Raw genomic sequence first — 21028 nt, 5'->3', positions numbered from 1 at the left:
GACTTTTTAAGTCCTTTGATCTGTAGAGAATTTGCTATCCGCAACACGGAGCAGGATGCATGCTGCAGATCACCCGTGAGTTTGAAAGAATATAGTAGTGTGTTTTTATTCGAAAGGGGCTGAAGTTGATCCTTAAGCACACAATCATCCGGAGGAACTGCGGTGCCCATGATGCAATTTCCATCATAGGAAATCGTTCCCTGTTTCTTTAGTCGGTGCCAGGTGGCAGAATGAATGTAGCAAGAGCGCATCTTTAAACCCCGATTAATAGTTTGGCGGTAAACTGGGGTAGGATAATTCATGAACGCAGTGCTTGTTCGTATTCAGCTTGAACGACGATCAATCGCTGGCGGAGAAATTATGATTATAAATTCATGATTATTTCCTGAGTCTAGCATAGGAAGCGCTGCAGAGATACTAGGGCAAGTCATTCAACTTAGCAAGCACCACTTCAGATTAAGTTGTCTGCTTCTCTGTTTGGTTTACGGTACTCCCGTACCCTTGGTTTCAAGAGATCTCCGGTTCTGAATCACGGCGGTTGGCATTTGAGTATGGCCGGTTTATCCGGTGCCTCGTTTAGTTCGTATGGTGAGAGCTGGTTTGTGCGGATGTTGAACAGGTGGCCGGTGTGCTCTGCAGCGGTGAAATTCAGCAGCGTCTGAATTTTTTTCCAAGCGATTTATGAGTTGATCAACTGGTCTCACACTGTGTGAATTTAGTAATTCCGCTTTGAGGCTGGATGAGTCTGATTCAAAAATGTGAATACACTTTCTACACGTGCGAGAATCACTTCTGGGAACCGACGATTGTTCAGGTTGAACGCAGATCTTTTGACACAAAATTTATGAATTATAACGTTTATCAAGAATGGCAATGGCATCTGATTTTCTGGAGTCAACTGGGAACTCTGGTTAAGAGAACTGGCGACGATAATGATAGAAATTCTGTAACTCTGAAACACAGATTCTGTACCTTCTCAGCAGAATGACTTCGCTTACGGTCAAACAGGTTGCTTCCACCTGCTATACAGAAATAAATGCTGAGAATCCATGGATCAGGGGTATGTGTGATTACGCGTTATTTTAGGCGGGACTTTCTACGGCCCACTCGGATAGCGGTACTCTAACACCATATGGATAGTTTAATGAGGCTCTTAACCATATTTGAGAGGAGTCTATCGGGCTTTTCACCAGGGCATCTAATTCACTTTAGGCAGTCATGCCGGGTGTGGACTGAGAAAATCAGCCTGAACTCACTATAAGTGGTCACTAAAATTCAGAGAAATGTGGCTGGATCAGTTAAGACATACGGATTTGTAATCACTGCAGAAATAACAGGATTATAAGCATCAACGATGTCACGATAGCGGAAACTGTCCGGATCGCATTCCAATACTTCCATCGCGTTTCAAATTCATCGCGAGCAGCGCGGAATTCATCTACTCCCATCTTCTCTACACTGAGTGATTGCAGTTTATTGTTCAGTGGAATATTCATTGTCAGAGTTGGTAATTGCACAGCCAGAAGATACAGTGACGTGGCAATTGCCAGGATTGCCTGCTCAACCCGGGGTAATTCTGAAATGCCTAAAACCGTAAACGTAATCAGCGTGATTATCGAACCTATCCAGACCAGCATAAAAAGTGGTTGGTTGTTCTGAATCACACGATCCATGACTCTAAAGGTAGATATGAAATGCTGGTCGCTCAGACTGCTGATGCCCGGCATAACGACTACGGCAAATGCGAAGAGAAAACCAGCGACTAAAGAGCACAGCAAAGTCGCTGCGACCAAAGCCATTTCTAAGAAATCCATAGATTGCCCTTCGGGTAATTGATTTTGTGACAAAAAATGTTACCGACTCATGTAGGCTTTATCCATGTAGAGATTTGCCAGTGTTTGGGTATCGGTCTCTGTGGACTCCGGGAGTGGCTTGGTTTCATTCTCTCAAAGTGCAAGTCGCGGCAACATGACATGCAAGTCTGCATATGTGAAAATGAACTGCATCTGCGAGTGTTTTTAAAGGCGAATCGTAAGCTGATAATCTGATCGCAGCTTAAGAAGACAGCCTCTAAATATTCGATTCAGGTTAAGTCTGATTCACAAATTGTGAATGCATAAAACCCGCAAGCGATAATCAATTCGGGAATCGGCCATCATTATGTTTCAGTGCGGCATAGATCGTTTCACATAAAATATCTGAAGGGTAAGGTTTTTCAAGAATCGCAAAGGCACCGGACTTTTCCGCAGTTAACCGGGAACTGTGGTTCAAAGAGCCAGATGCGAGAATGAATGGGATCCTGTATCCCAGATCCTGTATCTTCCGCAGCAGGTCAATGCCATTCCAGTTCCCTTCCAGCGCATAATCAGAGACCACACAGCCTGATATCGTGGGATCAGTTTCTGTGAGAAAGTCCTCCACTGAGTGAAATAACTCGGTTTGCAGGCCATGAGCCTGAAGCAGAATGACAGTAGACTGAGCTACATCTTTGTCGTCATCGATGATGTAAACTTTGTTTTTTCTTGAAAAATTCATAGGTCAGCGATCAGCAATAAATTCCAGCTGGCGAGACTTTCTTTTCACAGGCTGAAAGTGGTGCACAAAACATGTCATACCGCGGAACGCTGGGTGGCATGAACTGACTGGGTGAATCTCGAGATAGAATCATTTTTTTAACAGCAGAGTAGGATGATATAGATCGTTTCAAGCTGGTTTTGTCTGGTACAGCTCAATCATTCCTTCAAATGTTTTGACTGCGGCATACTTAATGCCTTCAAACTGCTGGGGCAGATCATCAATCTGATTGATGCTCTCTTTGAAGCGGTACCAGTCTTTGTACCATGGCTCTGGGGTACAGAGAAAAAAACCGGCCCCTGTTGTGTCCTGAAGCGATAAAGCATTCATCAGAGGCTCGGTTAAATACACTGAGCCCAGCCTCGATCCTTCCAGGACATACAATACACCAATCAGCGAGTATTTATTTTCCTGATACATGGCTGAGGTTTGCTGGAGTAGCTTTTGGGTTGTGGGATCAATGGCAGGCATGTCGCCATTCACAAGCAGGTTCAAATCAGCCTGAATGGTTTGCAGTCGAGAATATTTATTTAAGTCGAAGAGTCCAGCCAGGGTACTGTCTGCTTGCCAGGTCGGCTCCAGGAAACGATGCAAGTAGTATAGCTGTGCTAGAATCCAGGAATATTCTGGCTTCGAAATGATTCCATGCATCATTCGAAATGCGAGATAAGTAGATTCGATCTGCTGGTGCAATTCATGAACCGCTTCCCGGATCTCCGTTGCGAAATCTTGCATGACTAAGAGTTTCAAAATGAGTTCAGTCAATTTGGATAAATGAAACGCAAAAACTTTTTCAATCACCAACTGGGATACTGTAGGTGATTTGCATTTGAACCCTCTCGGGTGATTCCATTTCTATAAAACCACACTCAATAATAGTTGTAGGCAGCCCAATATTATTTACTAATGGAAGTCAATTTATTTTACAGATTTCTCATCAGTATAGATGGATATGTTTGTGGACCATCTGAAACTGTGTGCGTTGTCAGGAGGATTGTACTGTCCGATTTCTCCAAGAGAATTTTCTCTCGCTGATACGGATTTTACGCGATGGGATGGCATCGATTGATCGAGAGGTACCGCGCATGGAGGCTGATGCATGAAGAAATCATCGTAAAATGAATCAGAGATCACCGCCTGCTTTATCCATCTGATTCGTCTAATTCTTTGGGGGTCTCCTGGAACTATCATCAGGGCTGAATAACATTCAAGTGCTTCAGGTCTTGAAATAACCCCCCGGCTCACTGCTTCGCTTGCAATATGTTTCATATGAATATAGTCTTATTTCAATGAAATAAATTTGTTTGAAATGATTTTTTTGAATCTGGATTTATCGATGTCAGCAACAGTCAAGGATGTCGCGAGGTTAGCAGCTGTTTCCGTGGGCACGGTCAGTCGAGTGCTCAGCGGTGTGCCCAATGTATCTGCCGAGACAGCACAACGAGTTAGAGACGCTGTAGAAGAACTGGGGTACTCACCTTTACGCAAGCGAAAATCGGTGGCGGAAGGACGGGAGTTATTGCGACAGCAAATCGCTGTTCTTCTGCTGGGAATGGATCGGTCGCTGGCAAATCTCCCTTCGGTGGCCAGTGGCATACATGGTGTTGAGTCGTCGCTTTCCCGGGCTGGCGCTAATGTGCTTTTATGGGACTTGCCTTATCTGGACAAGTTGCCTGATACCCTCGCCTCACAAAAACTGCATGGCCTGCTGGTCAAAGCTGCGCTGCAGGGAAATATACTTGAAAAGGCGGATGAAACTCTCATCGATCGCTTAAGACAGCTTCCTACGGTCTGGTTTCTTGGTCGTCCCCGTGGCATTGACTGGGGGGATGTTGTGGAATCGAACGATGTCGAAGTAGGCCGTCTGGCTGCCGAGTATCTCATTTCCAGGGGCCATAGACGTGTTGCTCTTTTAGACCCCAAACCGGATCACGTCACACTGGGTCAACGCAGCGCCAGTTTCACATGGCATATCGCTCAACACGGTGGCAAAGTCGAGAGAGTCGCAGGGAAGAAATCGCATTGGTCACTGCCACTGCAGACTGTTAATGACACCAATCAGGTCGAACACCTGTTAGATAAAGTATTGAAACTAAGGAGTAAACCGACGGCTCTCTTCTGCCCGGCAGACAGTATTGCGGCACTGGTATACCGTTGCTGTAGCCGGCGCGGTCTTCAGATCGGTAAAGATCTCAGCTTGATTTCTTGTAATAACGAATTGCCTTTGCTGCAGGGACTATATCCGGAAGTCACCACTGTTGATATTTGTGCCGAGCAAATCGGCCAACAGGCAGTTGAGCAATTGATCTGGAGACTTCAACATCCCAGCTCTCCCTGCATCACGGTGTCTGTACAACCACGCTTGGTGGAGGGGATGTCAGTTGCTGACTTGATGAGGAAAAAATAATGAACTTTCGCCTGATTCTGTTATTGCTGTTATCCATAAGAATCGAGTTGCTGGCCGGCGATGATTTACCGATTGTTCCTGAAGGCTTCGTGGTCGATGTTGTAGCCCGAGAGCCGCTGGTCAGTAATCCGTGTGTGCTGGCATTTGACCGCTGGGGGAGAATCTGTGTCGCCCAGGGACCTCAGTGGCGCGGTCCCACACCTGACACTCCCGGTGATCGCGTCGATATTCTCACTGATACTAACGGCGATGGGATCAGTGACCAGCGCAAGACGTTTGCTGAAGGGTTTAATTCCATCCAGGGGCTGGCCTGGCACGGTGATGATCTCTGGGTGGCCAATGCGCCTGACCTGACTGTTGTTCGTGATACTGATAACGACGATGAAGCTGACTTATATATTCGCGTCTATACAGGTCTGGGAAATCTGGAACACTCACTGCATGGATTGAACTTCGGTCCTGATCGTAAATTGTATATGTCGAAGGGGAATTCGAAAGGTTATAACCGGTTGGATCAGCTCGCTCCTAAAGTGTTTCGGGAACTCTGGGGACTACCTTCTCCAGAGGGGGCTCCAGACTACACACCAGTCGAATATTTCACAAAACAGACCTATCGACGCCAATATCACACACCTCAGGATGACTGGGGGCAGCAGGGGGGAATTCTGCGTTGTGATCCCTACCAGGATGGGAAACCGTCCGGCAAAGGCCTGGAAATCGTTTCCCGGGGATTCCGCAACCCCTGGGATATTACCTTTGATGATGGTTTTCACTGGCTGGGAACCGACAATGATCAGACGCAGGGAGATAAGATCTTTGCGCCGTTCTATGGAGCGCACCTGGGGTGGGGGCACCCCTGGAGTTTCCACTGGACGGGAGCAGGGCATCTACCTACGGTCCCTGCCAGTGCTCCGCTGTTTGAAGGATCAGGGGCCGGTGTGATTCATTATCATGCGGACCAGTTTCCCGAAGAGTATCAGGGGGTCTTCTTCATCAATGACTGGATGCGTCGGGAAGTGTATACGTTCCGCCCGCGGTGGGATGGAGCACTGATGAAGTGCGAGGGAGACTTTCCGCCGGTATTTGCGCATGCAGAGGGAGGCCGGTCTTTACCAGCGAGTTCCGGTCGGATATTTGAGCCGACTGATATAGAAGTCGGCCCTGGTGGAACGATATACATTCTGAGCTGGGGACATGCTTACGGAGCTACGATTAAAGATGGTAAACAGGTGGATGCAGGGCGTGTCTATCGCATCCGCTATGCCGATAATCCTCTCAAAGACTGGCAACACGACCTGCGCCGTAAACCACAGGGACAATGGACGCTCGATCAATTGTTTCAGGACCTGGCCAGTGACGTTCCCGCCTGGCGCGTGAATGCACAAAGTGAACTGCTCAGACGAGGTGAGCCTGCTCAGAAATATTTATTCTCCAGGTTGAACCAGGGAGAGCTGAGCACTGCCAGTGAGACCTGGGCACTGTGGACTCTCGGAGCAAGTACACCTGAAGTCAGTATCGATCAATATCTGTCAGGAATTCTTGCTGATTCGGAAGCGACCCGCAATGCCCGAATTCAGGCCTTGCGTATCCTGGCCCATCGCATTCGACAGTTTGAACAATGTAGGACTCTGCCTGATGCGGTACTTCCCTTCTTGACCAGCGAAGATGCAGGGCTGCGACATGCAGCAGTACAGGCGATCTGGCAGGCCGAACAAAAAGAGTGGATCCATGATTTACTGCAGGTGGCTGCTGATGAAACAGATCGGGTCGTCTTTTTCTCAACCTGGAATACACTCCGCGGGCTGGCGTCCCTGCAGGAGCGAACAAAGTGGCTGGAGGATCCTCGCGCGGGGGTTCGACTCGCAACATTGTTGGGATTGTTTCATGACGGCTCCATCAACGGCGCTGCAGCACTCGCGTTCCGAAATGATGAGGATTCTCGTATTGTCAAACTGGTTAACGACTGGCTGGAAAAGACGGGGCAGGCGACTCCGCTGGTGCAATTCGATCCACCTCCCGGAGAGTATTCCCGAACCGTCAACGTGAAAGTCCAATCCACGATTGCAGGGGCATTCCTTACCTACACCCTCGATGGATCTCTGCCAACTCACACATCGCGACGCGTTGAGGGGCCGATACCAATTGACCACACGAGCCGGCTGCGCGTGGCCGTCAATCGGGGAAATAATGGCAGCAGTCAGATTGTGACTGCTGAATATGAGATTCGACACGTACCCGCCTATCGGCACCGTGAATTCGTCTCTGAGGTTCAGACTCCCAGCGGTCGTTATTATGAACTGGACTGGACTGGACTCGATGTCGGTAAGCGGCATTATACGGATCGGAATTACTATATCACTCAGGTCCCCGATGAACTGGACGGATTACCGTTTCTGAGAACTGCCAATGGAGACGATCGCTCAACGGGAGCAGAATGGCTGTCGCTGGTCACAACCGAAGACTGCGATCTCATCGTGGGAACCGATCTGCGAAACCCCGATGAGCTGGAATGGATGAAGGTCGGACAGCCGGGAGGATTTGAAGATACGGGCCTGAAACTGACAACGACGGATCCTGTTTTTCGATTGTATCGCAAACATTTTCCGGCAGGTCGGGTTGTGCTCGGCGGAAATACGAATCAACCGAAGACCGATTCTGGTCGCGGGAACTATCTCGTCATTTTTCAGCGTCAGATTTTATCGCCAGCGGATAACTCGCAGACAGCAACGAGCGACCAGGTGCTCTCCCAGATGCAAACCGCAGATCCAGAACGGGGACGGGAGCTGTTCCTGCATCCCCAGGGGGCCGGATGTTTCAAATGTCACCGGATGGAGGGGGTCGGCGGTGTGCTCGCCCCCGATCTGTCCGACATCGGTAGCCGCGCCCGGGAACCAGGCGTGCTGATTGAATCCATCCTCGAACCGAGCAAGGTCATTACTGAAGGATTCGCCCTGCAACAGATTGTGACCGTAGAGGGCAGGGTGATTTCGGGGGCCGTCCTGGAGGAAACCCAACAGTCTCTGAAACTGGTTGGCACGGATGGTGTCATTCAAACGATTGCTGTTGCTGAAATTGAAGAACGGATCGGAACCAGGGTTTCACCGATGCCGAATGGGTTCGGTAAGATGTTGAATGCTCAGCAGATCGCTGACATTGTGGCCTGGCTGTTGACGCAGAGAAAGGTTGGCGATCGTGAGGGATTTTCATTTCGAGAGCACAACGACCGGCTTGAAATATTTTTCAAATCACAGCAGATCGCGACCTACCTCAAGCAGCATCCGCGGTTGACGCGTCGGGCACTTGTAAACCTTAGGACGCCTGGGGGAATTCAGGTTACGCGCAATTTTCCACCGCGCAGGCCTGAAGACATCGACCCCGGTTACCAGGCGGAAGATGGAATCATTCATCCGGTCATGCACCCGGGACTGTGGATTGGTTTCGGTGATGTGAATGGCAATGATTACTGGCGCCTGCAGGCTCAGGTTCAATTTAATGGGTATGTCGAACCTCCCGCTGGAAGCCGGGGCACCGGCAGCTTTGCAGTGAGTAATCTGTTTCTGAGCGAGGACAAACTGGATGTCGTATGTAACGAGATCACACGTTACCGTTTTGAACGAACTCCTGACGGATTGATCCTGAGGATTGATGCCGAGTATCAATCTGATAAGCATGATTTCTATTTTGGTGACCAGGAAGAATCAGGGCTGGCTGTTCGCATCGCCTCTCCCTTACGGGTGCAGGGCGGGAGTGGCACAATTCTTAATGATCGGGGTGAAAGGAATGGGGCACAGGTCTGGGGAAAGGAGGCTCGGTGGTTTGATTATATGGGGACGGTGCAGGGACGCGAGGTCGGAGTGATGGTACTACCCGACCCTGGTAACCCCCGGCCATCGTGGCTGCACGCCCGCGACTACGGTGTGGTTGTCTTCAATCCCTTTCCGAAGCAGCCCCGGGAACGCCGCGAACCTTATGTGAAGACCCCGATTAAACGAGGAGAAACATTTCATCTGTCCTACGCGATCCTGATTCACGATCGACCTGCGGGGCAGCCTCTTGACCATGGTCAGGCAGCAAAACTGCTACTGCAATCCTTCAAGTAAAACAGAAATACAACATTAAGGCACATACCGGACTTCAGAAATTAAAACCGTGGGATGTCAAATCAGCACACTTAATCTTATCTTTTAGATGCTGGTCAAATTCCTGAACAGTCGTTATGACTCTTTGACCAGGACTCTGAGACAGATTGATGTAGACGAGAGCTGATTCATCGAACTGATCCTCTTTACTGAAGGAGAATTCCAGATGACTTTCCGTGTTTGTTTACTGCTGCTGCTTGCTCTGGTTGATCAGACTCCAGCTGCAGAACCGCCGGTCATGCTCCTCCAGGAAGAAAGTGTACACGATTCCGGAGCGGCCGGAGGAGCGAGAACGGCATTTGCCATCATGCGTCTGCCAGACGGTAGTTTCGCATTTTATGATCGTTACTCTCCGGAAGAAGGACCGCTTTCACTACCTGATACCGAGGGAAAACAGCACATACTTTTACCTCACTTGCCCCAGGAAGTCCTGTCGAGTGAGACAATCATCAACAGCGGTGTGCTCGATAACACGCAGGTCGTTCTGTCGCAGGATGGTCAGGTGAAAAGTATTCGCGTCCAGCAAGAGGGACTGGACAGGGAAACCGCGAAAAAAGTGGGACTCCCGCGTTACCTGAATACCTGGATCCATCGCGCCGGGCCTGTATATGTAAAGCAACCACTTTTGACCTGGCGAGGTTACAACGGGTCTCTGATGGAGTATCAGGAACTCGGGAATGGCCGATTGGTTGTTCCACATGGGAGTCTGATTCCTCATGCAAAGGCAGTGCCTCCAACAGGACGGCACGAGACGGTGATTCAGTATTCTGATGATGGGGGTGACAGCTGGAAGTTGAGCAAGAGTAAGCTGACTTCGCCCTGTTATGCGGGGTTTAACGGATCGAACGAAGGGGCTTGCGAACCGGCTTTGGAAGAACTCTCTGACGGAAGAATCTGGATGCTGATGCGCACGACGGCGGGCTTTCTTTACGAATCGTTTTCTTCCGACAGCGGCACCACCTGGAGACCAGCCCGGGCAAGCCGATTCAATACCTCCACAGGACCACCAAATATCATGCGTCATCGGAACGGATGGCTGGTGGTCTGCTGGAATAACTGCGAGATGCCACCGCGGGCTGATGGAGCAGGCGTGTATGGAGGTCGTGATGCGCTGCACATCGCGGTGTCCGAGGATGAAGGCAAGACCTGGCGCGGATTTCGGGAGATTTATCTGGATCATCGGCGGAATGATAATCCTGCAAAAAATGGGGATCGTGGTACGGCTTATCCACTTGCCGCCTATACGAATGATGGTCGGCTCGTGGTTTTAGCAGGTCAGGGAAAAGGGGGACGCAATCCCATTCTGATCGACCCCGCCTGGATCGTAGATACCCGGGCGCGTACCGATTTTTCAGAAGGCTTAAAACAGTGGTCGGCCTATACTCAGCATGGTCCTGCTAAACGCTGGTGGCGGGCACGCGACCCCGGGGCAGTACTGATTGAGCACCCGGATAGTAAAACCAGAAACTGCCTGCATGTTCGTAAACAGCCTGATCTCCCTGCGGATGGTGCGACCTGGAACTTTCCAAACGGCTGGAAAGGCACATTGCAGACACGTATCAAACTACGCTCCGGTTCCCAGGGATCAATGATTACTTTGAATGATCGTATGTTTGATCCGTCAAATGACCTCGGTGAAGAACTGGCCGTGTTTCGAGTCGAGCTGAGTGACCTGGATTTGACGGCAGATGAGTGGATTACTCTAAGTTTTGAGTGGGATCTTTCCGCCCGGACCTGCTCCTTGAAAGTTGATGACAGAAAGCCCATCGAACTGCCGCTGCGTCATCCTACATTGAACGGTTTGTCATATGTTCGCTTCAGGTCGACCGCGGAGCAAACCGACTTAGAGGGTTTACTGGTGGAACAAGTCGAAGTAACTGTCACAGATCCATTTGCACCTGCCTGCAGTGTGCACGAACAAATGGCACACGAGCAGCGATATGTGAAACAGGTGGTTCCTGGTTGGGATCAACAGTAGAGTCTGGTGTGCGCGTGGAGAATCTGTCGGATAGAAGTGAGCTGGGGGGGACTCTGGTTGTCATGTAAGGATGTCATGGATGACATTTCCGTGCACGTCCGTCAGACGATAATCTCGTCCCTGGAAGCGATAGGTCAGCTGTTCGTGGTGGATGCCCAGGCAATGCAGGATTGTGGCGTGGAAGTCATGTACATGCACCGGGTTTTCGGTGATGTTATAGCCGTAATCGTCGGTTTGCCCGTAAGTGATTCCAGGTTTAATCCCTCCGCCGGCCATCCAGATCGAAAAGCAGCGCGGGTGATGATCCCGGCCAAACGATTGGGGATTCCCTTGCGAATAGACTGTCCGACCAAATTCGCCACCCCAGATTACCAGTGTTTCGTCCAGCATCCCGCGCTGTTTTAAATCCGCAATCAACGCTGCTGACCCCTGGTCGGTCTGCCTGGTCAGGGTCGGTAAGTGCTTCTGGACATTACTATGGTGGTCCCAGCCACGGTGAAACACCTGAATGAAGCGAACGCCGCGTTCAGCCAGTCTCCGTGCGAGAAGACAGTTAGCCGCATGCGTTCCCGGTTCCTTGACATCGTCACCATAGAGTTCGAGGGTACTGGAGGACTCATCCGAGATATCGGCCAGTTCAGGAACCGAGGTCTGCATGCGATAAGCCATTTCATATTGTGCAATGCGTGTATTAATCTCCGGGTCACCAATTTCCTCAGCGCGGAACTGATTGAGTTTTGCCAGTCGATCCAGTAACACGCGTCTTTGTGAGTCACTGCTGCCGGCCGGGTCATTCAGGTAAAGTACCGGGTCACCCTGGCTACGAAATTTGACTCCCTGGTATTTCGAGGATAAAAAGCCGCTGCCCCACAGGCGGTCATAAAGCGGTTGGGCCTGGTGAAACGAGTTTTTGCTGAGCAGCACGACAAATGAGGGCAGGTTTTCTGTTTCGCTTCCCAGTCCATAACTGAGCCAGGCGCCGATACTCGGTCGTCCCGGTTGCTGATGTCCTGACTGAAAGAACGTGATGGCAGGATCATGGTTGATTGCCTCTGTGTGCATGGAGTTAATCACGCAGATATCATCGGCGACTTTTCCCATATGCGGTAACAGCTCACTGATCCATGTACCGGACTCACCGTGCTGCTGGAATTTCCAGGGCGATTTGACGACAGGGAACTTTTTCTGGCCGGCTGTCATGCCTGTCAGTCGCTGTCCTTTGCGAACACTGTCAGGTAGTTCGGTCATATGCAGTTTATCGAGGGACGGTTTATGATCGAGCAAGTCGACTTGCGAAGGTGCTCCTGACTGGAGCAGATAGATCACTCGCTTGGCTTTAGGAGCGAAGTGAGGGATCCCCGGGAGGCCGCCAACCCGTGCAGAACCGCTGGTTGCCTCGCTGGAATGCAGGTCCCGATTGAGTAATGACGAAAGGGCAGCCACGCCGATGCCGGTACTGGCGCGTCCGAAAAACTGCCGCCGGTTCTCCTGCAGTTGGAACTCAGTCAAGGGTGAGCGCATCGTGTTATTCTTTCGTAATCGTTTCATCCAGATTCAGGAGCAAGCGGGCCAGATTGGTGCAGGCTGCCAGTTCAGTCTGTGGTAAATTGGAGTTCGAGGGGGAATCACCAACCTTTAGTAAACGTTGTCTCGCTGGCTGATTGCTGGCGTAGAACTTCAGGTCGGCTTCATATGCTGAGCGGAAGACGGCCAGTTCAGCAGCAGTGGGGGGGCGCGAAGTGACAAGGCGGAAACCATATTGAATCTGCTTGTCAACGGTCTGTCCCCCTCAGACAACATCCGCTCAGCCAGTTTTCGGGCCGCTTCGACGAACTGGGGACCGTTTAACAGGAGTAATGCCTGTAGTGGCGTATTGGTTCGAGAGCGGCGAATGGTGCAGAATTCCCGTCCCGGGGCATCGAGTGTTTTGAGCATGGGAGACGGGACGGTGCGTTTCCAGAACGTATAAAGGCTGCGTCGGTAAAGGTCTTCGCCTGTTCCCTGTGGATATTCTTTGGAATAATTCGGGCGGTTATTTAATTCCAGCCAGAGCCCCGCGGGTTGATAGGGATAGACGCTTTTTCCACCCACCTGTTCAACGAGTAAGCCGCTGGCCTGTAACGTGGCATCTCGAATCTCCTCGGCAGCAAGCCGCATGCGTGGGCCGCGGGCCAGCAGTCGATTTTCTGGATCCTGGATATACAAATCGGGGCCGACGTGTGACGTTTGCTGATAGGTCGCTGAATTCAAAATCAACCGCTGCATCTGTTTGATATCCCAGCCGCTGCGAATGAACTCCAGGGCCAGCCAGTCCAGCAACGCGGGGTGACTGGGAAATTCCCCCTGCACGCCAAAATCTTCCGCCGTTTTGACCAGGCCCAGTCCAAAGACTCGCTGCCAGTAACGATTCACGGCAACACGCGCGGTCAGGGGATGGTCCGGGTTTACAAGCCACCTGGCGAAACCCAGGCGATTGCGGGGGGCAGTTGCGGGCAGGGAGGGGAAGATTGCGGGAACATCAGGGCTGACCTGCTCGCGGGGCTCATTATACTGTCCCCGATTGAGCAGGTAAGTTGCCCGCGGCTGAGCCAGGTCCTGCATGATCATTGTTTCCGGGATCGCTGCCTGCTGTTGTTTTTTCAGATCGGCGATTCGTTGTTCCCATTTCTGTCTGGGATTGTGATGGGACAGGAAATACTCCCGCAGTTTTTTATACTCGCTGTCTGTACGGTTCTGTTGTGGTTTGGCTGCGATCTGACGAACGTCAGCGGGAATCCCGTGTAACTGCAGGTTCCCGGGGACATCACTAGTGATGGATAAGCGGGGGCGTCCTACTCCATGTGTGGCAAAGTTAGCTTCGTGCCGCAGACGGAACTGTAACTTGGTTCCTCCTGCAAATCCGAATGGTGACTCCGCGATCAGCATGGCCGTTGCTGGTAGTTTGCGGGACGGCCCGTCTACAGCCCAGCCGTTGTTGCCGGAGACACTGCCGTCAATGACATGTGCAATTTCGTATTGATTCTGCGAATAGTCGGCAATGGCCTGGCTGAATTTAACGACTCGTTGTTGTGAGGGATCCTTGATGGAAACCGCTGTCAGTTCCAGTTCGCTCAGGACAAAGTTGGAATTGCTGTGTCGTCCCGGTCCTCCGCCGGGCAGTGACTCATGCGTGAGTGCTTGCAGCCGAACTGCAGTGAGATTGGTTGAGTTGGTTTGAGCAGTGATTTCATAGACATCGTGTCGGGGATTCGCGCCACTGGCCAGAATCGATTTATCGGGAAGACGAGTGAGTGTGGTACCACCGGACGATTCCATAGTCAGAGGCTCCAGCACGGTCCAGCCATGTTCAGGCTGCGCTGAGATCTGTTGCGTCCATCGTTTGAGGTGCTGATCGATGTCGAGTGGTTTCTCCAACTCTGCCTGCAGGTGTGCCAGCTGAGTTGCGAACTTCTGCTGTTCCTCTCTCGCCAGTGGAGAAGGGATGCGTTGTTTGGGTTCGAAGCCACGCATGCCGCGTTCAGGGACCTGATTAAAGAAAGCGTATAGCTGATAGAACTCTTTCTGTGAGATGGGGTCAAATTTATGGTCATGACACCGGGCGCAGCCAATGGTCAGTGCCAGCCAGACTTCACCGGTGGTCACCAGCCGGTCCATCACGTATTCGGTGCGATATTCTTCATCAATGATGCCACCTTCGATGGTAATTGAATGGTTTCGATTAAAACCGGTTGCCAGGCGTTGCTGATCCGTAGCGTCGGGCAATAAGTCACCCGCGAGTTGTTCAATCGTAAATTCATCAAACGGTTTATTTTCGTTATAGGCATTGATGACCCAGTCGCGCCAGACCCATTGTTCGCGTTCCGTATCATACTGGTAGCCGTTGCTGTCGGCATAACGGGCCAGATCGAGCCAGTGCCTTGCCATGTGTTCGCCGTAGGCAGGGGAGGCGAGATAGCGATCTACCATTTTCGCATAGGCGTCAGGAGAACGATCGGCAAGGAACGCGTCGATTTCCTGCAGCGTGGGTGGCAGGCCGGTCAGATCAAAGGCCACGCGTCGAATTAATGTTTCGCGACTGGCCGTCCGGGCCGGTTGTAATCCTTCCCGTTCCAGGCGGGCCAGTACAAAAGAATCGATCTTGTTTTTCGGCCAGGCGGTATTACGGGTCTGGGGAATCTTTGGTTGTAATGGTGCTTTGAAGGTCCAGTGAGCTTCGTATTGAGCTCCCTGGTCAATCCAGGTTTTGAGGATTGCGATCTGTTTTGTACTCAGCGGTTTCGGACCATCCACTGGTGGCATGCGGTCACTTTCGTTCTCTGCAGTGATCCGCTGAATGAGTTCGCTGGCATCCGCTTTGCCGGGGATGATCGCGTTGCGGCCGGAGTCTGCGCTGCCGATGGCTGACTCTCGCCGATCCAGACGCAGACCTGCTGCCCGTGTTGCCGAATCAGGGCCATGGCAGGTGAAGCAATGGTTCGAGAGAATCGGGAGGACGTCACGGTTAAACTTGACAGATTCTTCCGCCTGGGCAACGCAAGTCAATAAGGATGCCGAAAAGAAGATCAGAACCATCTTGATTGCGTTCACGAGAAAGATCCTTTGAGCGATACTCAAAAACACAGCTGGCGATATATAGAGAAATAAAATTTCCTTTATGCAATATATCAGGGGTATGCTGCAGATGGTAGAGAAAGTTAATTGCTTCTCTTAAGCGTCTGGATTTCAAACACTCTGATCACTTCAGAACATAAGCCACACATGACGCCTGCCTGTTCGATATATCAAAATATGTTGAAATGTTCGCAGGTCTCGATTAACATCAACCCAAACCAGCTGAGATTATTTCGTTAAAGTATCGCCCCGGCTTTCTTTACTTACTGCGAGAAGACTCTATGTTAACTATTGCCAGTGGTAATCAGCATCGTTTTTGTGATGGCGTTTCGCGGCGGAATTTTCTGCAGATTGGTGCTCTGGGAATGGGGGGCCTGTCTCTGCCACAAATCTTGAGGGCACAGGACCTTTCCGGAAAACAGGATTCTCACAAATCAGTTATCATGGTTTTCCTGTCAGGAGGCCCACCCCATCAGGATTGGTTTGATCTAAAACCGGAAGCCCCGGCAGAAATCCGGGGGCCTCGGGAGCCCATTGCGACCAACGTGCCCGGCATCGAGGTTTGTGAATTAATGCCTCGTTTGTCACGCATGGCTGATCAGTTTGCATTCATAAGATCAATTGTAGGTGCCGAAGGGCGACATGCTGCATTCCAGTGTATGACTGGCAGAAAGTCGAATCGCCAGCCACAGGGAGGCTGGCCCTCTCTGGGATCGACGATTTCTAAATTGCAGGGACCGGCTGATCCCGCCGTGCCGGCCTTTATCGGTCTCTCACCGAAAATGCGTCATTCACCCTGGTCGGATGCAGGGCAGCCCGGTTTTCTGGGAGTTGCGCATGCCCCATTCAAGCCAACCGCGGAGGGAAAGGCTGACATGGTGCTCAATGGTGTGAATGCGGAACGTCTGGATGACCGAAAATCATTGTTAGCTTCACTCGATCGCATGCGTCGCCAGGCGGAAGTGATCGAAGAGATGCAGGGGATTGATGCCTATACTAAACAGGCATTTGGAATTCTCACATCCAGCAAACTGGCGCAGGCACTGGACCTTTCTCAAGAAGATCCCAGGTTACGCGATCGTTATGGGAGAGGTTCTACCAAACCTGCCGGCTATGGGGATGCCGGGCCCTTATTAAATGATTATTTTCTCATGGCGCGACGTCTGGTCGAAGTAGGAGTGCGTTGCGTCACTCTGGCTTATGGACGCTGGGACTGGCACGGTAAACCTCATGGAACCATTTTCGAGCATGAGGAAGAACATTTTCCGATGCTCGACCAGGGATTGACCGCGTTACTGGAGGATCTCCGCAACCGGGGGATGGATAAAGATGTATCTGTGGTCGTCTGGGGAGAATTTGGCCGTACCCCCCGAATCAGTCCCAAGGTCGGACGTGACCATTGGCCGAAAGTTTCATGTGCCATGCTGGCAGGCGGAGGGATGAAAACCGGCCAGGTAATCGGTTCGACGAATCGTTTCGCAGAACATGTCGAAGATCGTCCCGTTGGTTTTAACGAAGTATTTGCCACGTTGTATCATAATCTGGGGATTGACGTGAATACCGCTACCGTCACGGATCTATCAGGACGTCCAACCTATCTGGTCGATCCCGCTCAGCCGATTCAAGAGTTGGTTTAAGTTGCCTTTGACTGCGTATCGTCAACAGCCTGGTCTGAATTCAGTGAGGGGGCCTGTACCGGGGAATGGGATCATTGGCCATTCGCTGTGGGGTTGGGAATGTGAGTTTCCTTATGCAGTCGGCCCAGCAGTGCTGTCAGCTTCTTGACCAGTTTGGGAGAGGCGCCGACTTCGGCATGAGAGACTGTCAGCCAGGTCTCGTAACCTCCCAGTTCATGTTGACGTGGAGTCGGCAGATAGCCGAGATCACCATTCGCCAGACCGAAAACGAAAGTCTGCTTGAAAGGGCTCTGTTCCTGAATCTCGAAACCGATTTCAACAAAAGTTTCAAATGGCAAAGCTGCCAGTCCCAGATCACCAATTCGCAGTGCCTGGACGTAAGCCTCCGCAGTTTCGGGCCAGAGCTCTGCTTCGAGTGCACGGCGTGCAAACACCATGCGACGGGACAGATCTCGATCCTGTTCTGCGATCGGCGGTGCGTTTTGGATCAAGTCTCTGGCGCGCCAGACCTGGGCCATTGACGGACGGCGGCGCTTGAGTGTCATCGTCTGTGCTGCAGCACCCAGTGGTACCCAGTCGCGATACGAAATGTTTTTTTCGACGCGCATCACCTCACGCGTCAGGTCCGAGGCGACTTCCTGCATTTTTTCATAGCGTGCATATCGTTTCCGTCCCGGCTGATTGTAATGCGCATAATCATTATTATTCACATCGCCACTGGCGCCATTACTCAGAATTCCCACGAAGGGCGGATCCTGCCCGGGTACGGCATGTAACCGGTTCAGTTCCCTGGCAAATACCCCGAAATAATCCGCGGAAATATGTCCTGTCCCTACACCGCCCACATAGTGCAGCCAATAGTTTGCTAATAATGCAATAGGATGACCGGCCTGGGAACGCACAGATAATACATATACCCCTGGATTGACCGGTCCCGCGGGTTTGTCAATTTGGGAGAGCAGTCCTCCCGGATTTGTGGCAACGCGTTCTTCCTCACCAAATGGACTGGTCACACTCTGCCCCTGTTTCAACAGCCAGCGACGGTTGAAAACGTGTTGCGGCAACGCGCCGGTTCCCCAGCCGATGCGTGCAGGTTCCAGGTTATTGATGGCGCGTTGCACACCATCGGCAATCCGGTGGATCACAAACTGCTGGTATTCATCCAGTGGTTCATTGAGCTTAAGGTAACTGGTCCCGCGTAGACTGGGGGCCGAGTGGGTGTGCGTTGCGGCAATCAGGATGTTCTCCGGAGGCAGGCCGGAAGTCTGCTGGATCCGTTGTTTGGTTGGTAAGTGAATTTCCGTAGGGAATTTGACATTGTCGATGATGACGATTGCCAGTCGAGTCGAACCGTCGTCCAGAACGAGACAGCGTGCAAAGAGGTCGTCGTGGATATGGATCGAACCTCGGGGACTAAAGCCTCCAATCAGATCTGTCCCCAGAAACGGAGTGATATTACTCACAGCTGCGCCCGCACGAAATACTCTCTGCGGGTCTGCTTCGGCATGAGCGATAACAGGAATTAACAGTGACAGGAGCAGGGCTCGGAAAATCATTTGAAGGCCTTTATGCCGGAGGGGAACCAATCGATTATTCAAGTTCGCCATCGATAACAGCGAGTCCCATGAATCATCATTTATCGGGTTTCTCTAAAGCGTGCATTGCGTTTTTCAGGATTAATGGGGTAAGTAGGAATAGAGATCAGCATCTTTGAGAAAGAATCGAATTTTCTTGTCCCCCTCCATCAGGTCGGGGGGCAGGGATTTGGTCTGCCACTTCAATTCATGTGCTACGGCGTCTCCCGAGAAGGGAATGCATTCCTCTCGTGAAAAACCGGGAAGTACCTCGTTGTGCCGGTCCAGGATCTCCGCGACGACTGAACCCCGGTGGCCAGTTCTGGCGTTGATTGTCACGACCGGTTGTTTCAGCGATTCCCGACGTGATATGAACCAGCCTTCTTCGTTATCTGCCTGCAGAGAGCAGAAGCCATCCAGCCGCAGTTTCGCGAGACCAATGGAATGATGGCGGGGATTTAAGTATCGGCCGCGTGCAGCACCGTAGTAAAAAAACAGTTCATCCCCCACCACAACGGGAGCGACGGCTGTGTGAATCGAGCCACAATCAAATTCATTCTGTTCACGATCTCCCAGCGCGATGAATGGTTTTCGCTCCGGGGTGCGTGTCCAGTTGATGAGATCCCAGCTCCAGGCCAGCTGCACATCTGTCGTCACGGGGCTGCCTTTTTCGGCTTCCGCCATCTTCTGGTCCGTGTAGGGACCCTCTTTGAACCACCGCGCGTGAAAAACCCAGAGCTGACTGATATACATTCCCTGGTAAGCAAACACAGGGCCGTTATAGAACTGGGTTGCATCCGGATCCAGGTCATCCGGGACCAGCACCGGACCTGAGACCGGGGTTGTCCAGTCCAGTACATTACCTGGTTTCGACCAGGAGATACCCACAGCCCGCCCGCGGCCTCCACGGTGACCGGCCAGTCCGGAACTGCCTGTCTTACGCATGGCGATGTAACGCTGCGAATAGGGATCGTAACCGTAAGTGGTCGCATCACCTCCTGGAATCAGGCCTTTGCGGGCCGTCTCAGTAGCAAAGTTCCAGCGCAGTCCATCGGCAGAAAATGCAACCCTGTGCCGGGAGGGCCGCAACATATACCCGAATAACAGGTAACGCTGATCGGCGGGAACGTCTCCCGGTTGTTTAAAGACCATGGCTGTATGGAAGCGAGACAGCGGATCTTTGAGGTCTGCGGGAACACTCAGGTCAGATTTTGGCCCCAGGAAAATGTTGTTTGAGGTGGAACCATTGTGTTCGTAAAGTCCCAGTTCCGGTTTGGTCCAATGAAATCCATCCTCCGATTCTGCATAGCAGAAAATTTCCTGGGGAGTATAACAACGGTACCACATCCGGAGTTTGCCCTGATCCGACATCACCGATCCATAGAGGTAGGGGCCCGGGTAGCGTCCCGTTTTTTCCCAGGGCTGATCAGCGATGAGGACCGGGTTCTGTTCATGTTTTTTGGCAGCGTGGAAAACCCGCTCCAGTCCCTGCGATTCTTCGACGACCATCGCATCCAGGAACAGACGCCGCCAGGGGCCGTTAACCGGGCCCGCCATGCGGTCGACCGATGTCTTAGATTCCGCGATTACCTGTCCGGTTCCACAAACAAGTCCTGCAGTCAGGACCAGACTCATCAGAGAAACGAATTTAGACATTTCTGCTTGCTTTCTACGACGAAGCCGACATTAAAGGAAACTGATCAAAGCCTGTTAAAGAATGAATCAACAGTCAAATAAGTCATTATTGATGTTACTTGAAGAAGGGCAGGCAGGCAAATCCTCCTCTCATGATTTTCAGACTATCCACATCTGCTAATTGCTCCATTCCACAGGTTTTAGCCTGCGAAGTTTCTTGTCCTTAAACAGGGGCATCTCCTGCTTTGACTCAAATACCATAAAATCAAAGTTTCCAGGAGTCAGCGCGCTTCCAGAATCCGATACGCAATTACGCAAAAGTTTCAAAGACTTCCCAAATGTTTCTGTTTGTTTGAGGCGTACCCCCAGCAAACCAGAGAGATATACCTTTTCTGAAAATTACGAATGCTGTGAGTTTTCTGCGCTCATCCAGCTTGTCATCGATTGTTAAATAAAACAGAACAATTCATATG

11 protein-coding genes are annotated in these 21028 nt (G+C 51.3%); 4 read left to right on the top strand and 7 right to left on the bottom strand.

Features of this window, described 5'->3' with window-relative positions:
* Positions 1–1319: 1319 nt before the first annotated feature.
* The 3 genes from F1728_RS04930 to F1728_RS04920 all read right to left on the bottom strand — a co-directional run bounded on the left by F1728_RS04930 (position 1320) and on the right by F1728_RS04920 (position 3375).
* On the bottom strand, positions 1320–1814 hold the full coding sequence (locus F1728_RS04930; RefSeq protein ID WP_155363162.1) for an anthrone oxygenase family protein: 495 nt from the start codon (positions 1812–1814) through the stop codon (positions 1320–1322).
* Between the two features lie 322 nt (positions 1815–2136).
* The gene (locus F1728_RS32485; RefSeq protein WP_390643480.1) at positions 2137–2535 is read right to left on the bottom strand and encodes a response regulator transcription factor; all 399 of its coding nucleotides are present in this window, start codon (positions 2533–2535) and stop codon (positions 2137–2139) included.
* Positions 2536–2703: 168 nt separating this feature from the next.
* Positions 2704–3375 (bottom strand): biliverdin-producing heme oxygenase, encoded by a 672-nt coding sequence (locus F1728_RS04920; RefSeq protein ID WP_155363161.1) that lies wholly within the window; start codon positions 3373–3375, stop codon positions 2704–2706.
* 508 nt (positions 3376–3883) lie between these two features.
* Between F1728_RS04920 and F1728_RS04915 the strand changes: the two genes are divergently transcribed.
* From F1728_RS04915 to F1728_RS04905, 3 genes are all read left to right on the top strand, one after another.
* Positions 3884–4981: a LacI family DNA-binding transcriptional regulator gene (locus tag F1728_RS04915; protein ID WP_228030793.1), complete on the top strand. Its 1098-nt coding sequence runs from the start codon at positions 3884–3886 to the stop codon at positions 4979–4981.
* On the top strand, positions 4981–9081 hold the full coding sequence (locus F1728_RS04910; RefSeq protein WP_155363159.1) for a PVC-type heme-binding CxxCH protein: 4101 nt from the start codon (positions 4981–4983) through the stop codon (positions 9079–9081). Before F1728_RS04915 ends, F1728_RS04910 begins: the two co-directional genes overlap by 1 nt.
* 205 nt (positions 9082–9286) lie before the next feature.
* Positions 9287–11098 (top strand): sialidase family protein, encoded by a 1812-nt coding sequence (locus tag F1728_RS04905; RefSeq protein ID WP_155363158.1) that lies wholly within the window; start codon positions 9287–9289, stop codon positions 11096–11098.
* A gap of 60 nt (positions 11099–11158) precedes the next feature.
* On the opposite strand, the gene F1728_RS04900 is transcribed toward F1728_RS04905, so the two are convergent.
* Both F1728_RS04900 and F1728_RS04895 read right to left on the bottom strand, forming a co-directional pair.
* Positions 11159–12619, bottom strand: coding sequence for a DUF1501 domain-containing protein (locus tag F1728_RS04900; protein WP_155363157.1), 1461 nt, complete (start codon positions 12617–12619; stop codon positions 11159–11161).
* A gap of 156 nt (positions 12620–12775) precedes the next feature.
* Entirely contained in the window at positions 12776–15685 is a 2910-nt protein-coding gene (locus tag F1728_RS04895) for a PSD1 and planctomycete cytochrome C domain-containing protein (RefSeq protein WP_155363156.1), read from the bottom strand.
* Between the two features lie 305 nt (positions 15686–15990).
* Here F1728_RS04895 and F1728_RS04890 point away from each other — a divergent pair, with 305 nt between their 5' ends.
* Positions 15991–17346 carry a DUF1501 domain-containing protein gene (locus F1728_RS04890; RefSeq protein WP_155363155.1) on the top strand — a complete coding sequence of 452 codons (1356 nt, stop codon included), beginning with the start codon at positions 15991–15993 and terminating at the stop codon, positions 17344–17346.
* Between the two features lie 71 nt (positions 17347–17417).
* On the opposite strand, the gene F1728_RS04885 is transcribed toward F1728_RS04890, so the two are convergent.
* Together F1728_RS04885 and F1728_RS04880 are read right to left on the bottom strand one after the other, a co-directional pair.
* Positions 17418–18809: a neutral/alkaline non-lysosomal ceramidase N-terminal domain-containing protein gene (locus F1728_RS04885; protein WP_228030508.1), complete on the bottom strand. Its 1392-nt coding sequence runs from the start codon at positions 18807–18809 to the stop codon at positions 17418–17420.
* A gap of 213 nt (positions 18810–19022) precedes the next feature.
* Complete coding sequence (locus F1728_RS04880) at positions 19023–20576, bottom strand: hypothetical protein (protein ID WP_155363153.1); 1554 nt, start codon at positions 20574–20576, stop codon at positions 19023–19025.
* Positions 20577–21028: the final 452 nt, after the last annotated feature.

It is taken from the genome of Gimesia benthica (assembly GCF_009720525.1).
In the GTDB taxonomy this organism is placed as follows: Bacteria; Planctomycetota; Planctomycetia; order Planctomycetales; family Planctomycetaceae; genus Gimesia; species Gimesia benthica.
Note: the sequence above shows the minus strand (reverse complement) of the source record. Positions and strands in the feature narration are given on the sequence as shown.